The following is a 16197-nucleotide window of genomic DNA, read 5'->3' as shown; positions in this document are numbered from 1 at the left end:
CGCGCTATGCTCGCGTCATCGCATCGAACCCACGCAACACGAAGGAGACCTCAGCCATGGCCGCACGCTACCCTCTCGCCGATCTGAACACCCTGCCCGACGATCTCAAGAGCAAGATTCTCGCGGTGCAGGAAAAGGCCGGTTTTGTGCCTAACGTATTCCTCGCTCTTGCGCGCCGCCCTGCCGAATGGCGCGCATTCTTTGCCTACCACGATGCGCTCATGGACCCGGAAAGCGTGGGCCGCACAAGCCACCTCACCAAGGGTGATCGCGAGATGATCGTCACCACCACCAGCGCCGCCAACCAATGCCTGTACTGCGTGGTCGCGCATGGTGCACTGTTGCGCATCTACGAAAAGAAGCCACTCGTCGCCGACCAGGTTGCGGTGAACTATCTCAAGGCCGACATCACCGAACGCCAGCGCGCCATGCTCGACTTCGCAATGAAGGTCTGCAACCGCGCGCATGAGATCAACGACGCCGATTTCGCGCCGCTGCACGCACATGGCTTCGACGACGAAGACATCTGGGACATCGCTGCGATCACCGCGTTCTTCGGGCTGTCCAACCGCCTGGCGAGCTTCTCGGACATGCCGCCCAACCCCGAGTTCTTCACCATGGGCCGCGTGCCGCGCGATAAAAAGGTCTGAGCGAAGGCATGGGAGAGCGCAGACCGCCCGATTCCGCGCTGGTCTGCTGAGGCCCGTTACGACTCAATGGGCGTAAATTTCCGCAGGCTTGTCGTTGGGTTCCCTGAGCAACTGCTTGAGCGTATCGCTCATCGGTAAATTCAGAGCGCGGTTGGACGGCGGAATGGGCTGCATGAACCATTTGTCATAGATGCGCGAAACCTCGCCCGATTGCATCATCTCCCTCAACGTTTGATCGACAAGCCTCTTGAAGCCCGGGTCTTCGCGGCGCAGCAGCAAAGCGATGGGTTCCGAGGCCAGCACTTCACCGACAATCCGATAGCGCTCTGGATTTTTGGAGGCGGCGATCAAGCCGGCCAGCAGGTTGTCGTCAATCGCAAACGCGTCTGCACGACCCGATTCAAGCATCAGAAAACTCTCGTACTGATCCTTTCCCAGCACAGTGTTGAGATTGAGGTTGTTCTCCTTGGCGAACTTGCGCAGCAGTTGAACCGCTGTGGTTCCCGAGGACGCGGCCACGGCGCGTCCTTCCATTTGCTTGAACGAGGTGATTCCCGAGTCGGCACGCACAGCCATGCGCACTTGACTGACATAGGTGGTCACGGCGAATGAAACTTCCTTTTGTCTCGCAAGGTTGTTGGTCTTGGGGCCGCAGCCTATATCCGCCGTACCGTTGGCCACCAAGGGCAATGTGTTCTGAGGCGTGAGCGCCAGGTACTCGATTCTTGCGCTCGGCACGATACGCGCAAGCACCTTCTCGCAAAGCTCCACGTGATAACCAACGTAACGTCGCTCCGCGCCGATCGCATAGGACATCGGCGGTGAGCTTTCCAGCACACCCATGACCACTTTGCCGGTGCTTTGGATTTTTGCCAGCGTTTCGCTGGTCGGCTGCGCGTGCAGGCAAGCAGCGCCCCAAAAACCCATAAGCACAAGGCTGCTCCTAAGCAATTTCATGATGATTTTTCCTTTTCAAATAACTCAACCACTACCCGATATGTGAGTTAAGACCCGAATCAAGCGTCGATCCGATTCAATCGCGACAAGAATTCCGGGCCATAAGCGAACAAGGCGGGCAATCCACCGGTATGAAGAAAAACCACTCTTGCCTGAGGCGAAAAATATCCTTGCTCCTTCAGCCTCGGAATTGCCGCGAAGGCTTTACCTGTGTAGACAGGGTCAAGCAAGAGTCCTTCGCGGCGCATTGCGCCAAGCAGGAAATCCATCAACCCGTCCTCGGGCAATCCATAGCCGGTATTCAAGTTACCCTCGAAGACTTGGACGTCCGACTCCTGCACTACGGGCTCCACTCCCAGCATCGCGCTCAGGGTATGGCAGTAGGACAGGACCCGCGCGCGCTGTGCACCCGGAGCGCGGCGAACACTCACGCCAAACACGCGCGCACCGCTGCCCAGCATGCGCAAGCCTGTCAACAATCCGGCCTGTGTCTGTCCACTGCCAGAGGCGAGCACCACATGCGTCGTGTCCGGTTGCTGTTCAAGCAGCTCCTGCGCAGCGTGCAGATACCCGACGCTGCCAAGCGGGGCACTGTCTGCTTTGAGTGAGATGTGATAGGGAACTTCCCCGGCGTTGCGAAGGCGATTGGCTACGGCATGAATGGCCTTATCGGCAGCCACTTCGTCATCAGCGCCAGCAAAGTAAGTGACCTCTGCGCCGTAGAGCCTGGTCAACAGCACATTGCCAGAGTCCCGATAGGCATCACTGCTCATACCTGGCACGCGGTTTTCAAGTTGCACATGGCAACGCATGCCCAATCGTGCGCAAGCCGCTGCGACCGCTCGCGTGTAATTGGACTGGATTGCGCCTGTCACCAGCATGGTGGTTGCGCCCTGCTCGCGAGCCGCTCCGAAGTAGTACTCGAGCTGCCTTATCTTGTTGCCACCCAAGGCAAGACCGGTCAGATCATCGCGCTTGGCGCTCAAGAAAAAACCCAGCCTATCGCTGGTGGTTTCAAGTGGCTCAAGTGGCGTGGGTGTCAACGCCAGGCGCACGCGTGGCAATGTGATTTTTCGAGAACCCTGGGCGAAAGAGAACAATCCCTGCATGACGTGTCGGCGAACCGAATCGTTGATCTGAAGGGCCGCATTGAATCACGGAATGTTCCTGCTTTTTCGCATGAACATATTCACGAATGCATAGAGCTTTTTGCACCTAAAGGACTCTGTGCACGAATCCTTAAGCGCCATGTACGGGCTACTGTTGCATTGGGCAATAAATCGAGGTAGGCAATAAGCGCGCGAAATTTCGAGGTGCGCGGGCTATGCCGCACCTTTGCACTTGGCGAACAGATCCATGCCGGACTGGTAACTGGGCGAACGCACGTCGAGCAGGCCAAGCATCGAGTGATAGAGATTGTCGTGTGTGTAGGGTGCATCGGCCGTGCCGCGCAGGCAGCCAACGGACAGTTGCTCGCGTCCTGCGAAAGACGGCGAAAGCCAGCTCACCATCGGCACGTGCTTTTGCACATCGGGGGCCATGCTGTATGGCAGGCCGTGCAGGAACTGGCCGTACTCGCCGAGCGATTCTCCGTGATCGCTCAGATACAGCATGCCCGTGTCATAGCGGCTCGATGCGGTCTTGAGCCAGTCGATGGTGGCGCCGAGAAAGCGGTCTGTTTCGACGATGGAGTTGTCGTAGGCGTTCATCAACTCGGAATGCGCGCAGTCGGCCAACACCTCGGTCTTGCACTCGGGCGTGAAACGCTTGGATTCGAGCGACGAGCGCTTGGAGTAGGCCGGGCCGTGGCTGCCCATTTGGTGAAAGACCAGCAGGATGCCCTTGCTGCGCTTCTCTGCGGGAATCGCATCGAGGCGCTGCTGCAGATTTTCGAGCATCGCCATATCGCGGCATTCGCCGCTCGCATCGCATAGTTGCTTGCGCTGGCTGGCCGTCAGATCCGTGGACGCCGAGACATGCGGAACCCGGTCGCATACGCCCTTGCAGCCCGACTGGTTGTCTATCCAAAGCACGCCAAGGCCTGCGGCCTGGGCGACGTCGAGCAGGGTTTCGTAGTCGTCCTTGCGCGATTCGAAATCCTTCTTGCCAAGAGGCGAGAACATGCAGGGCACGGATGCGAGCGTGCTCGTGCCGCAGGACCTGACGTTGGTCCAGTTGAAGACGTTGCGTGTGGCGAGCTGGGGCGTGGTATTGCGCGCGTATCCGTTGAGCCCGAAATGATCCGCACGCCCGGTCTCGCCGACCACCAGCACGAACAGCAGGGGTTTGGTCTGCGCCGCATAGCTTGCGCCGAGCGCTGCTCCACCGCCCATCGAGATGAGCTTCTTCGTGTGCGTGAAAAGTGGCCGGATCACCACCGCGCTGCTGGAATACAGGCTTGCAATCGGGTTGAGCAGGTAGCGCAACTGGGGATGATTGCGCATCAGCGGCCCGAGATCGCGCGACATCGTCGCGACAATCACGGCGGCGATGCCCAGCGACGCGACGATCAGCAGCACGTTGCGCAGCATCTGGCGCAGGGGCGACATGGCGGGAATCCGAACGCGCACCAGCCACCACAGCGGAATGACCATCACCAGTGCCAGCGCCACAAACAAATGCCAGCCGAGCAGATCGGCCACTTCATGCGCATCGGTCTGCAACACATTGCCCATCATGCCCGGGTCCATCACCACGCTGTAGTTCAGCATGTAGTACTGCGAGAGCGCCGCCACCAGCACCACGGCAAGCCACAGCGGCTTCATGTAGCGGGTCCAGGCGGTGAAGGCCAGGATAGCGACGAGCGCACAGGCGTTCAGCAGACCGAGGACGACGGCGGTACGCACAAATACCCCTGGGGTGCTGCCGATGCGCTGCAACTGAAACCACAACGGCCAGTTCGCGGCAAACACCAGATAGAGCGCCAGATAGATCACGATGCGCTGTGCCGACAGCGGCGTGGAGAACCAGTCGTCGATACGGCGCAGCCAGTTTCCAGGCCGGATCGAATGCGAATTCGAGGCGGATATGCCGATATGAGCGGTGTTCATGCTTGTGCCTCTCCCTCGGCAATGCGCAATGTGGGTGTGGTGCTTCTTGTCGAAAGCGCCCGACTCGCGAGATCAACCAGCAGCCCGAAGGTCCAGCAGATCCACGCGGTCCAGAGCGTGTGGCTCATGTAGTGCGCGCCGCGCATCTGCTGCGAGATGCCAAGCACCAGACCGATGAGCAATACGCTCACAAGCCACCGCGATGCGATGGTTGTATCGACGCGGCGCAGCACAAACCAGCCCGCCAGAAACCCGAACGCGGAAGATGCATGTCCTGCGGGAAAGCAATGTCCCGGTCCCATGTCGTTCACACCGAACGCCCAGTGCGAGACATACAGCGCGTTGCCACCAAACTCGCGCAGATCCCAGGGGCAGCTTGTCGCGTTGAAATGTTTGAGCGAGGTGATCAGCAACATTGCGAGCAATACGCTCAACGCGAGCTGAATGCGCTGTGCACGCGTCGCGCGCTTGAGAAAGCCCCAGGGCTTGAATATTCCGATCAGCAAGGCCGCGACCAGCAGGCTGCTCAGCGTGCGCGGAATTTCATGAAACGCGAGCACGAAGGCGTGATTGCTGCGAAACGCGAACCCCGTGAGCGAGCCCGACAGGCGCGCCGCTGGCAAATCCAGACCTGAGAAATCCCAAAGCGCAATCAACAAAAACAAAAAGACAGTCAACCCGAGAAGGCGACGAGGATTCCAGGCAGGCATCGAGTGAAGCAAAGACGTTTGAACAAGACCGTCAGGCTAGTGCGGTGACCTGAACAATTGCTGAACGTAACCAAATTCATCACTGCCATACACTTGTGTCGTTTCCCGCCCTTTCAACCCTTTCTCAGCCCTGCGAAAACCCATGCGTGTCCTGCTTGTCGAAGACGATCCAGCGCTCTCCGAAGCGGTCTGCGGATACCTGCACGCCAAGGCCTTTGTCGTGGATGCGGTACCGCAACTTTCGCTGGCACGAACGGCGCTCGCCACCACGCAATACGCGGCCGTGTTGCTCGATCTGCACTTGCCCGATGGCGACGGACTGAGCCTGCTGCCGCAGATTCGCGCGCTGGCGGATCGACCGATCGTCATCGCGTTGACCGCCCGCGATCAGGTCAGCGACCGCATTCGCGGACTGGATGCGGGAACGGACGACTACCTCGTCAAGCCCTACGACCCGGCGGAGCTTCTGGCGCGCCTGCGCGCCGTCGAGCGCAGGCGCAGTGCGGCCAACCAGCCGGTGCTGCAACTCGGTGATCTGCAGATCGATCTTGGCCGCGAGCAGGTCTTGCGCGCGGGCGTGCCGATTCCGCTCACACCCAAGGAATGGGCGCTGCTGCGCGTGATGGCCACGCGCCCCGAACGCAACCACTCGCGCGAGCATCTGCAGGATGCCCTCTACAGTTTCGACAATTCGACCGACAGCAACACGCTCGAAGTCTTCATCAGCCGCCTTCGCCGCAAGCTCGGTCGCGATCACATCGAAACCGTGCGCGGCATGGGCTACCGGCTCGGCCACCATCCGGCCGACGGCACGCCATGAGCCGGCGCCGCGAGACTCTTGCGGGACGGCTCACCAAAACACTGACCCTCTGGGTCGGCAGTGTCTGGCTGCTGTGCCTGCTGGCCGTGGTCTGGTACACGGACATGGAGATCAACTACAACTTCGACAGCGAACTGGTCGAGGTCTCGCACCGCATGTTCGACATCGCCCTCGATCATCTGGATCAGGCTCCGCCACAGGCGCCGGGAAAGCAGACGCCGCTCATCATTCCCGGCCCCGGCTCGTTTGCGGATGCCGAGATCTACTACCGCCTCGTGATGCCCGACACTCGCGTGCTCGCGCGATCTGCCGAATCACGCGATGACATGTTCGACGTTGCCCTCTCCAACGGCTTTGCCAACCACGGCAAGTGGCGCGTGTACACGCTGCTGCATCCCACGCGCGGCATCTATCTTCAGGTGGCCGATCCTCTGGAAGAGCGCAGCGAGACCGTGAACCGCACATTGTTCGGGCTCATCGTGCCGTTTGCCCTGCTCATGCCGCTGCTCGCCCTGCTACTGCGACATATTGCGCGCAAGGAATTGCGGGTGCTCGATGATCTCTCCGACGAGATCGCCAAGCGCAACGGCAGGCAGCTCGACGCGATTCACCTGAGCGCGCCGCCGCAGGAGCTGGCGACCGTGCAGGAGCACGTGAACCGTCTGCTCGAGCGGCTCTCGCAGGCGCTCGACGTGGAGCGCGCGCTCGCGGCCAACGCGGCGCACGAGCTGCGCACGCCGCTCACCACCGCACGGCTGCGCCTGCAGACCGCGCTGGAACACGGGCTTGCGCGAACCGACGTCGAGGCCGCCATTGCCTCGCTGCAAACGCTGAGCCATCGCACCGAGAAGCTGTTGCAGCTCTCGCGTGCCGAATCGAGCGCGCCGTTCACACGCGACAGCATCGATCTCACGCAGCTTGCCAGCACCGTCTCGCGCGAATTCTGGCTCGACGAAGAGGCTTCGGCCCGACTGGAGTTGATCACTCCACCCGCATCGGAACTGGATGGCAAACCACTGACCGCCAAGGGTGATTTCGACGCACTCGCGATTGCGCTGCGCAACCTGATCGAAAACGCGCTGCACTACTCAGGCACCGCGAACGTGGAAATCATCGTCGGCCCCGGCGCGGAGATCGCCGTGCGGGACGACGGGCCGGGCGTGCCCGCGGAGCAACTCGAAAAACTCCAGCGCCGCCACGTGCGTCAAAGCTCGCAGCGCGCGGGGTACGGGCTTGGCTTGTCCATCGTCTCCAGCATCGCGCAAAAGCACGATGCGCAGTTTGTGCTCAGCTCGCCGCCACCCGGCCAGCCGCATGGGTTCGAGGCGCGCCTGATTCTGCAACCGGCCGATTGAAAGCGCGCTGCGGACCCACACCGAGTCATCTTTGTGACGAGAAACTGCACGTGCGTGCGTGTTTGCAGGCCATGCCTGAATACAATCATCGAATAGCCGGGATCGCAGCAGCCCCACGCCTGCCCCAGATTTCCAATTCAACGACGTTTACGAGACACCCATGACGAAAGACGAAATCCTCGCGCAATATGGCCCACGAGAAGCCATGGAATATGACGTAGTGATCGTCGGTGCCGGCCCCGGCGGGCTTGCCACGGCGATCCGGCTCAAGCAGCTCGCAGCCGTGAACAACCAGGAGATTTCGGTCGTCGTGCTGGAGAAAGGCTCCGAGCCCGGCGCGCATATTCTGTCGGGCGCGATCATGGATCCGCGCGCGCTGACCGAGCTGATTCCCGACTGGAAGGACAAGGGCGCGCCGCTCAACCAGCCCGTCACCGACGACGCCATGGTGTTCCTGTCCGAGACAGGTTCGTTTCGCACGCCGAACATGGTGCTGCCGGCATGCTTTCAGAATCACGGCAACTACATCGTCAGCCTCGGCAACGTCGTGCGCTGGATGGCCGAACAGGCCGAGGCTCTGGGCGTGGAAATCTTCCCGGGCTTTCCGGCCGCCGAAATCGTCTACAACGAAGACGGCTCGGTCAAGGGCGTGGCCACCGGCAACATGGGAGTCGGCAAGGACGGCGAGCCCACCAGTGAATTCCAGCTGGGCATGGAACTGCACGGCAAGTACACGATCTTTGCCGAGGGCGCGCGCGGCAATCTGGGCAAGCAATTGATCGCCAGGTACAAGCTCGACGCGGACCGCGATCCTCAGGCCTACGGCATCGGCGTCAAGGAACTCTGGGAAATCGACCCAAGCGCCACCAGCCCGGCTTCGTGCTGCACACCGCCGGCTGGCCGATGGACAACAACACCTACGGCGGCGCGTTCCTCTATCACCTTGAGGACAACAAGGTCACGCTCGGCTTCATCACCGGTCTCGACTATGCGAATCCCTATCTCTCGCCTTTCGAGGAAATGCAGCGCTGGAAGACGCATCCCAATATCCGCTACTACCTCGAAGGCGACGAGTCCAAGGGCATCAAGCCCGCCAAGCGCCTGGGCTACGGCGCGCGCGCCATCACGGCAGGTGGCCTGATGAGCCTGCCCAAGTTCGTGTTCCCGGGCGGCGCGCTCGTCGGTTGCGATGCCGGTTTCCTGAACGTCAGCCGCATCAAGGGCAGCCACGCTGCGATCAAGACCGGCATGCTGGCTGCGGACGCGGCGTTCGAGGCCATTGGCGCGGGTCGTCAGGGCGATGAACTCTCGGCCTACCCGGCTGCGTTCGAGAACAGCTGGCTCTACGAAGAGCTGAACAAGGCGCGCAATTTCAAGGCCTGGTTCAAGAAGGGACTGGTCGCGGCCACCGTCATGAACGGCATCGAACAGTTCGTGCTGCGCGGGCACATTCCATGGACGCTGCACCGTGACAAGCCCGACCATGCCTACCTCAAGCCCGCCGCGGATTGCAAGCCCATCGTCTACCCCAAGCCGGATGGCAAGCTGACCTTTGACCGGCTCTCCAGCGTGTTCATCAGCAACACCAATCATTCGGAAGACCAGCCATCGCACCTGACGCTCAAGGACCCGAGCGTCCCTGTCAACATCAATCTGGCCAAGTTCGCGGGCCCCGAGCAGCGCTACTGCCCGGCCGGTGTCTACGAGTTCGTGCCCGACGAAACCAAGGGCGGCAATGCCGAGCGCCTGCAGATCAACGCGCAGAACTGCGTGCACTGCAAGACCTGCGACATCAAGGACCCGACGCAGAACATCGTCTGGGTCACGCCCGAAGGCGGCGGCGGGCCGAATTATTCGGGCATGTAAGCCGCGCGGATTCCGGAGGCACATGCCAACGCACATGGGCCCTTGCGGCCATGTGCTTTTTTTCCGTTTGCACGCGCCGAGACTGCAAATCACGCATTCATACTGCCTTGCAAGCGCAAATACAGGGTTAATCCACAGTTTCATGCCCGGCATGCTCGGCGCATACTAGCGGCCTGCGTGACAGGTTGTAGACTCCTGCCCTCGGGCGGAGACCCCGACCGTTCACTGCTTGAACACATTCAGGAATTACCAAACCTTCCGACTGGAGATCGTTAAGAATGAAAAACTTGTCCTGGGCACCTCTCGGCGCATTGGCTCTGGCCATGGCCTCCCTGTCCACCGCTGCCGCTGCACAGACGACCAAGTCGGTCGCCGTGACCGCCATCGTGGAGCATCCCGCGCTCGACGCCATTCGCGACGGTGTGAAGGAAAGCCTGAAGGCTGCCGGTTACGAAGAAGGCAAGAACCTCAAATGGCAGTATCAGAGCGCCCAGGGCAACACTGGCACGGCCGCGCAGATTGCCCGCAAGTTCGTGGGCGACAAGCCTGACGCCATCGTCGCCATCGCCACCCCTTCCGCCCAAGCCGTGGTCTCAGCCACCAAGGACGTGCCGGTGGTGTTCTCCGCCGTGACCGATCCGGTCGCCGCCAAGCTCGTCAAGAACTGGGAGCCTTCCAAGACCAACGTGACCGGCGTGTCCGATCTGCTCAAGCTCGAACCGCAGATCGAGCTGATCAAGAAGGTCGTGCCGAACGCCAAGAAGGTCGGCATGGTCTACAACCCCGGCGAAGCCAACTCCGTCGTGGTCGTCAAGCAGCTCAAGGAACTGCTGACCAAGAACGGCATGACGCTGGTCGAGGCCTCGGCACCCCGCTCGGTGGACGTCGGCACCGCCGCGCGCAGCCTGGTCGGCAAGGTTGACGTGATCTATACGAACACCGACAACAACGTCGTGTCTGCCTACGAGTCGCTCGTGAAGGTCGGCCAGGACGCCAAACTGCCGTTGATTGCCTCCGACACCGACTCCGTCAAGCGCGGCGCGATTGCGGCTCTGGGCGTGAACTACAAGGACCTGGGCATGCAGACCGGCGCCATCGTGGTTCGCCTGCTCAAGGGCGAGAAGCCCGGCGCCATCAAGCCCGAAGTCAGCAACAAGACCGAGCTGTACGTGAACCCCGGTGCCGCCGAGAAGCAAGGCGTCAAGCTGACCGAAGACCTGATCAAGTCCGCCGCGCAAGTGGTGCAGTAAGCACTGCCTGAAGCAATCATGACACCACCCCGTCATGATTGCGGCCACCCCACGCAGGAGCCGTGCACCCCATGGCTCCTGCTTTGTTTTTTCCAGTAGCGACGGCCCATGTCACTTTTTTCCCTGCTGGGCGCTCTTGAGATTGGACTGATCTTCAGTCTGGTCGCGTTGGGTGTCTTCATCTCCTTTCGCCTGCTCCGCTTCCCCGATCTGACGGTGGACGGCAGCTTTCCCCTTGGCGGAGCCGTCTGCGCCGTGATGATCGCCTCCGGCTACAACCCGTTCCTCTCGACCATTGCGGCGGCCGCCGCCGGTGCGATTGCGGGCACGATCACCGGCTTGCTCAACGTCAGGCTCAAGATCATGGATCTGCTGGCCTCGATTCTCATGATGATCGCGCTCTACTCGATCAATCTGCGCATCATGGGTGGCCCCAATATTCCGCTGATCAACGACGCCACCATCTTCACCATCCTGCAGCCTGCGAACATGCCCGACTACTGGGCACGTCCGATGATCCTCATCGTGATCGTCGTGATCGCCAAAATCGTCATGGACTGGTTCTTCTCGACCGAGCGCGGCCTCGCGATCCGCGCGACCGGCTCCAACGCCCGCATGGCGCGCGCCCAGGGCATCAACACCGGCGGCATGGTGCTGCTGGGCATGGCGATCTCCAACGCTCTCGTGGCCGTGGCGGGTGCGCTGTTCGCGCAGACCCAGGGCGGCTCGGACATCTCGATGGGCATCGGCACCATCGTGATCGGCCTTGCGGCGGTGATCGTGGGCGAATCCATTCTGCCCTCGCGCAAGCTGATCTACGCGACGCTGGCAGTCATCATCGGCGCCATCGTCTACCGTTTCTTCATCGCCCTGGCTCTGAACAGCGACTTCATCGGCCTCAAGGCGCAGGATCTGAATCTCGTGACCGCCGTGCTCGTGACCATCGCTCTCGTGATCCCGCAACTCAAGCGCAAGCTGGCCCGGCGCAGCGCCTGACGCGTTCGACGACAAGAAAAAATAGGATTCGCGAAAAATGTTGAGCGCAAAAGACCTGTTCATCACCTTCAACCCCGGCACGCCCATCGAAACCCGCGCCTTGCGCGGCATGTCGCTGGAGATCCCGGCGGGCCAGTTCGTGGCCGTGATCGGCTCCAACGGCGCCGGGAAATCGACGTTTCTGAATGCCATTTCCGGCGACCTGAGCGTGGACACCGGCACCATCCGCATCGACAGTGAAGACGTCACGCGTCAGCCCGTGTGGTCACGCGCCACGCGCGTTGCCCGCGTGTTCCAGGATCCGATGGCCGGCACCTGCGAAGACCTGACCATCGAGGAAAACATGGCCCTCGCCCACCAGCGCGGCACGGGCCGGGGCCTTGGCGGCGCGGTGAAAAAGAGCAACCGCGCGCTGTACCGCGACAAGCTGGCCACGCTCGGCCTCGGGCTCGAAAACCGCCTCACCGACCGCATCGGACTGCTCTCGGGCGGCCAGCGCCAGGCCGTGAGCCTGCTGATGGCGTCGCTGCAGCCATCACGCATCCTGCTGCTCGACGAGCACACTGCCGCGCTCGATCCGCGCACCGCCGATTTCGTGCTGCAACTCACCGCGCGCATCGTCGCCGAGAACCAGCTCACCACCATGATGGTCACGCACAGCATGCGTCAGGCCCTCGACGTGGGCGAACGCACGGTCATGCTGCATCAGGGTCAGGTGGTGCTCGACGTCAGCGGCCAGGAGCGCGCGAACATGGACGTGCCCGATCTGCTCCAGATGTTCGAGAAAGTGCGCGGCGAGAAGCTCTCCGACGACGCCCTGCTGCTCGGCTGAAACGACGCGCCACCACTTCCGTCAAAGCCCTCCTCGGCATGCTGTCGACGAGGGCTTTTTCGTGGCCGCCTGAAACCCCTCCACCCACCGGGCATTCATATCATTGCCCTGCCTAGGGATTTTTCCGTAGTCGCGCAATTGCAACTGATATACCGTAATGGTTGCAATATGTTATTCAATCACCGCCCTGAACTTCCGGACGCCTGCACACCCTCACCCGTATGACCCAACTGTCCATCAAAGCCAAGCTGTGGCTGCTCGTCATCACCTTGCTTTGCGTGCTGACCGCCGTATCGGGCGTGATGTTCCGGCAGCTCTACGTGGCCAACGCGGGTCTCGGCAGCGTTCATGAAAATCAGGTCATGCCGCTCAAACAGATGAGCGAGACGGCATCCGGGTACACCAATGGCGTGTTGATCCCTCTTGATCGGGTGTCTGCCCACGGCATCAGCCCGACCGAGGCGGCGCGACTGATCAGCGCGGGACGTGATCAGGCCGACAAGAGCTGGAACGCTTTTTTGCAGACCAGACTCTTCGCCAACGAGCAGGTGGTGGTGGACCGGATTCAGCCGCTGAAGAATCAGGCCGACCTCGTGATCTCGCGCATCATCGACCAACTGCGTGAAGGTGCGCCGGAGCAGGCGAGCGCGCTCAGGACGGCGGAACTCGATCCGCTGATGGGAACGGTCCTCGAAGGCATCGAGAGCATTTCCGACATGCAGTTGATCAACAGCCGCGAGACCACGCAAGAGTCCGCCACCGCGATGCGCACCACCATGCGCGTGATCGCGACCACCCTCACGCTCTCGCTGGTGGCGTGCATCGCGGCGGCTCTGCTGCTCATCCGCAAGATCACCGCGAGCCTGAACCACGCGGTTTGCGTTGCCGAACGTGTCGCCCGGGGCGATCTGTCGGCGCAGATCGACACCAGTGGCGGTGACGAGATCGCGCGCCTGCTGCGCGCGCTTGCCACGATGAACGGCAACCTGATGCAGATCGTGAGCCGCATCCGCGAAGGCAGTGAGTCGGTGATGGAGGGCGTGCAGCAGATCGCTGCCGGCAACAACGATCTCTCGCAACGCACGGAAGAACAGGCCACGAATCTGGAGCAGACGGCGGCGTCGATGGAGCAACTGGCCGCCACCGTGCATCAGAACTCCTACAACGCGAGGCAGGCCACGCTGCTGTCCTCCAATGCATCCACCACGGCCGCCCATGGCGGAGAAGCCATGCAGCGCGTGAACAAGACCATGGCCCATATTTCCGACAGCTCCACGCGCATGGCGGCCATCATCGACGTCATCGACTCGATTGCGTTTCAAACCAACATCCTCGCGTTGAACGCCGCCGTGGAAGCCGCGCGCGCTGGCGAGCACGGACGCAGCTTCGCGGTCGTGGCCAGCGAAGTGCGTTCACTTGCGGGGCGCAGCGCGGAAGCGGCCAAGGAAATCAATGCGCTGATCAGCCAGAGCGCCACCGAGGTGAGCAATGGCGCGAAACTGGTGAACGAGGCCACGCGGACCATCGAGGCTCTTTCCCTGCAGGTTCGCGACGTGGCCGTGCTGGTGGATCAGATCAGCACCGCCACGGTCGAGCAAAGCGACGGAATCGCGCAGATCAGCAGTGCCGTGATGCAGTTGGACCAGGTGACCCAGCAAAATGCCGCCCTGGTCGAGGAAAGCGCAGCCGCCGCATCCGGCCTGAGCCAACAGGCCAACGCGCTGACGCAACTGGTCGCGACGTTCAAGCTCGATGCAGAAGACGACGATGCCGCCCTCAGACGGATTCCAATCGCGTCGGCTCGGGGAAATCGCAGACTCGAGCGTTGACGCGAAGGCGGCGGCGCTCTCAGGTCTCGAGCGGCAGGTCCGACTTTTTCAGGGTCCTGAGCACGAAGCTCGAGCGGCTGTGCCGAATGCCCTTGATCTTGTAGAGCTTCTCGCGCAGAAGCCGCTCGTAGTCACGCGTGTCGCGCACCACCACTCTCAGGAGGTAGTCGTAGTCTCCCGACACGAGATGCGCCTCCACCACCTCGGGAATGCTGGCCAGCACCTCGCCGAATTTCTCCAGTGTGTTATCGGAGTGGCTGTCGAGCGTGACCTGCACCAGCACGGTGTCCGACAGTCCGAGCGCCTGCGGATTGAGGCGCACCGTATAGCCCTCGATCACGCCGGATTCCTCCATCTTCCTGATGCGTCCCAGCAGGGCGAGGCGCTGAGCCCGACAGCAGCGCCAATCTCCTGAAGGCTGGCGCGCGAATTGGCCTGAAGCACCGAAAGAATTTTCTTGTCTGTTCGATCCATGTATGTGGAATTCAACGAATTCAGAGTGATTTCAGAAAATTATTCCATATCGCTGCGAGTATTTGGAAAATTCAGAAGCATCTTCTGGCAACGGCGTTGCATACTTCATCCATCGAAACACTTTTACAAAAGCTCCTTTCCTGCAGAGACTGTTTACCGACATCCCCTCTCCTCCTCAGCTCCCGGGCGACTACCGCCGCCCTGGGAGCTTTGGCGCATCTGCTATCAATGCGGTCTTCGCATGATCGCCACAACATCATAAAAACCCCAATGCCTCCGAGGCGCGCTTTGCTCACAATGGACGCCGGTAGCGGGATAGCCGCGCACGATTTACTTTTCAACCGGTGTGGAGATAACTTCGGCGAAGCCGATGAGGAACGATATGCAGCGTAGAAAGATTGCCCTGGGACTCGGATTGGCCATTGGCGCATTGAACCTGGCAGGGTATGCCAGCGCGCAGACGACGATGCGCATCAGCATTTCGACGGCACAGAATTCGCATCAGGGCGTGGCCATCGACACCTTTGCCAAGGAAGTTGAAAAGCGCACCGGTGGGCGCTACAAGGTCCAGACCTTCTACAACGGCGCACTCGGCGGCGAACGCGAATCGATCGAGGCCGTGCAGCTTGGCACGCAGGAACTGGCCTTCAGCTCGACCGGCCCGTGCCCAACTTCGTGCCGGAGACCAAGATTCTCGATGTGCCCTTCCTGTTTCGCGACAAGGCGCATGCGCGCGCGGTGCTCGACGGTCCGATTGGCCAGGAGCTGCTCGGCAAATTCGACGCCAAGGGCTTCAAGGCGCTGGCCTGGGCGGAAAACGGCTTTCGCCACATGACCAACAGCAAGCGCGACGTGAAGGCGCCCGAAGACCTCAAGGGCCTCAAGATGCGCACCATGGAAAATCCGGTGCACATCGCAGCGTACAAGGCGTTCGGCATCATCACCACGCCGATGGCCTTCCCCGAAGTGTTCACGGCGCTACAGCAGGGCACCGTGGATGGTCAGGAAAACCCGCTGCCGGTGATCATTTCCGCCAAATTCGATCAGGTGCAAAAGCATCTGTCGCTGACCGGCCACGTGTACTCACCCTGCATCTTCGTGATGAACAAGGCAGCGTTCGACAAGCTCTCTGCGGCCGACAGGCAGGCATTCATCGATGCCGCCAAGGAGGGCACCAAGGCCAACCGCGCCCGAGTCGACGAGGATGACGCAAAGGGCGTGGCCGATCTGCGCGCCAAGGGCATGACGGTGATCGACAACGTCGACAAGGCCAAGTTTGCGGCCGCACTGACGTCGGTGAACGCGCAGTTCGAAAAGGATTTCGGCAAGGCCAACCTCGACCGCATCCGCAACTACAAGTGATCGGCTGCGCGAGGAACGAGTGCTGCATGCGTGATTCGTGCAGCGC

General features: G+C 61.3%; 11 protein-coding genes and 3 pseudogenes. 9 read left to right on the top strand and 5 right to left on the bottom strand.

The window, feature by feature from the left end; all coding sequences use genetic code 11:
* The first annotated feature begins 56 nt into the window (after nucleotides 1–56).
* Entirely contained in the window at nucleotides 57–650 is a 594-nt protein-coding gene (locus H9K75_RS01165; protein ID WP_187724448.1) for a peroxidase-related enzyme, read from the top strand.
* A 63-nt stretch (nucleotides 651–713) separates the two neighbouring features.
* Here the strand turns inward: H9K75_RS01165 and H9K75_RS01160 are convergent, their stop codons facing one another.
* The 4 genes from H9K75_RS01160 to H9K75_RS01145 all read right to left on the bottom strand — a co-directional run bounded on the left by H9K75_RS01160 (nucleotide 714) and on the right by H9K75_RS01145 (nucleotide 5367).
* Nucleotides 714–1607, bottom strand: a complete 894-nt coding sequence (locus H9K75_RS01160; RefSeq protein WP_187724447.1) for a transporter substrate-binding domain-containing protein — start codon at nucleotides 1605–1607, stop codon at nucleotides 714–716.
* Between the two features lie 59 nt (nucleotides 1608–1666).
* Complete coding sequence (locus tag H9K75_RS01155) at nucleotides 1667–2716, bottom strand: D-cysteine desulfhydrase family protein (protein WP_187724446.1); 1050 nt, start codon at nucleotides 2714–2716, stop codon at nucleotides 1667–1669.
* Nucleotides 2717–2929: 213 nt separating this feature from the next.
* Nucleotides 2930–4657, bottom strand: coding sequence for a phosphoethanolamine transferase (locus H9K75_RS01150; RefSeq protein ID WP_187724445.1), 1728 nt, complete (start codon nucleotides 4655–4657; stop codon nucleotides 2930–2932).
* Nucleotides 4654–5367 carry a phosphatase PAP2 family protein gene (locus tag H9K75_RS01145; RefSeq protein WP_187724444.1) on the bottom strand — a complete coding sequence of 238 codons (714 nt, stop codon included), beginning with the start codon at nucleotides 5365–5367 and terminating at the stop codon, nucleotides 4654–4656. Before H9K75_RS01145 ends, H9K75_RS01150 begins: the two co-directional genes overlap by 4 nt.
* A gap of 142 nt (nucleotides 5368–5509) precedes the next feature.
* Here H9K75_RS01145 and H9K75_RS01140 point away from each other — a divergent pair, with 142 nt between their 5' ends.
* From H9K75_RS01140 to H9K75_RS01110, 7 genes and pseudogenes are all read left to right on the top strand, one after another.
* Nucleotides 5510–6187 carry a response regulator gene (locus tag H9K75_RS01140; RefSeq protein WP_187724443.1) on the top strand — a complete coding sequence of 226 codons (678 nt, stop codon included), beginning with the start codon at nucleotides 5510–5512 and terminating at the stop codon, nucleotides 6185–6187.
* Nucleotides 6184–7542, top strand: coding sequence for an ATP-binding protein (locus tag H9K75_RS01135; RefSeq protein ID WP_187724442.1), 1359 nt, complete (start codon nucleotides 6184–6186; stop codon nucleotides 7540–7542). The genes H9K75_RS01140 and H9K75_RS01135 overlap by 4 nt, the downstream gene beginning before the upstream one ends.
* Before the next feature lie 160 nt (nucleotides 7543–7702).
* Nucleotides 7703–9408: pseudogene (locus tag H9K75_RS01130) on the top strand (4Fe-4S dicluster domain-containing protein).
* Between the two features lie 278 nt (nucleotides 9409–9686).
* Entirely contained in the window at nucleotides 9687–10658 is a 972-nt protein-coding gene (locus H9K75_RS01125; RefSeq protein ID WP_187724441.1) for an ABC transporter substrate-binding protein, read from the top strand.
* A 108-nt stretch (nucleotides 10659–10766) separates the two neighbouring features.
* On the top strand, nucleotides 10767–11654 hold the full coding sequence (locus H9K75_RS01120; RefSeq protein WP_187724440.1) for an ABC transporter permease: 888 nt from the start codon (nucleotides 10767–10769) through the stop codon (nucleotides 11652–11654).
* Nucleotides 11655–11691: 37 nt separating this feature from the next.
* Nucleotides 11692–12486, top strand: a complete 795-nt coding sequence (locus tag H9K75_RS01115) for an ABC transporter ATP-binding protein (protein WP_187724439.1) — start codon at nucleotides 11692–11694, stop codon at nucleotides 12484–12486.
* Nucleotides 12487–12707: 221 nt separating this feature from the next.
* On the top strand, nucleotides 12708–14315 hold the full coding sequence (locus H9K75_RS01110) for a methyl-accepting chemotaxis protein (protein WP_187724438.1): 1608 nt from the start codon (nucleotides 12708–12710) through the stop codon (nucleotides 14313–14315).
* Nucleotides 14316–14334: 19 nt separating this feature from the next.
* Here H9K75_RS01110 and H9K75_RS01105 read toward each other — a convergent pair.
* A pseudogene (locus H9K75_RS01105) lies at nucleotides 14335–14789 on the bottom strand (Lrp/AsnC family transcriptional regulator).
* Between the two features lie 382 nt (nucleotides 14790–15171).
* Here H9K75_RS01105 and H9K75_RS01100 point away from each other — a divergent pair.
* A pseudogene (locus H9K75_RS01100) lies at nucleotides 15172–16151 on the top strand (TRAP transporter substrate-binding protein).
* Nucleotides 16152–16197: the final 46 nt, after the last annotated feature.

Source organism: Diaphorobacter aerolatus, assembly GCF_014489535.1.
GTDB lineage: Bacteria > Pseudomonadota > Gammaproteobacteria > Burkholderiales > Burkholderiaceae_C > Diaphorobacter_A > Diaphorobacter_A aerolatus.
The sequence above is the reverse complement of the archived record's forward strand: the minus strand, read 5'-3'. Positions and strand labels throughout refer to the sequence as shown.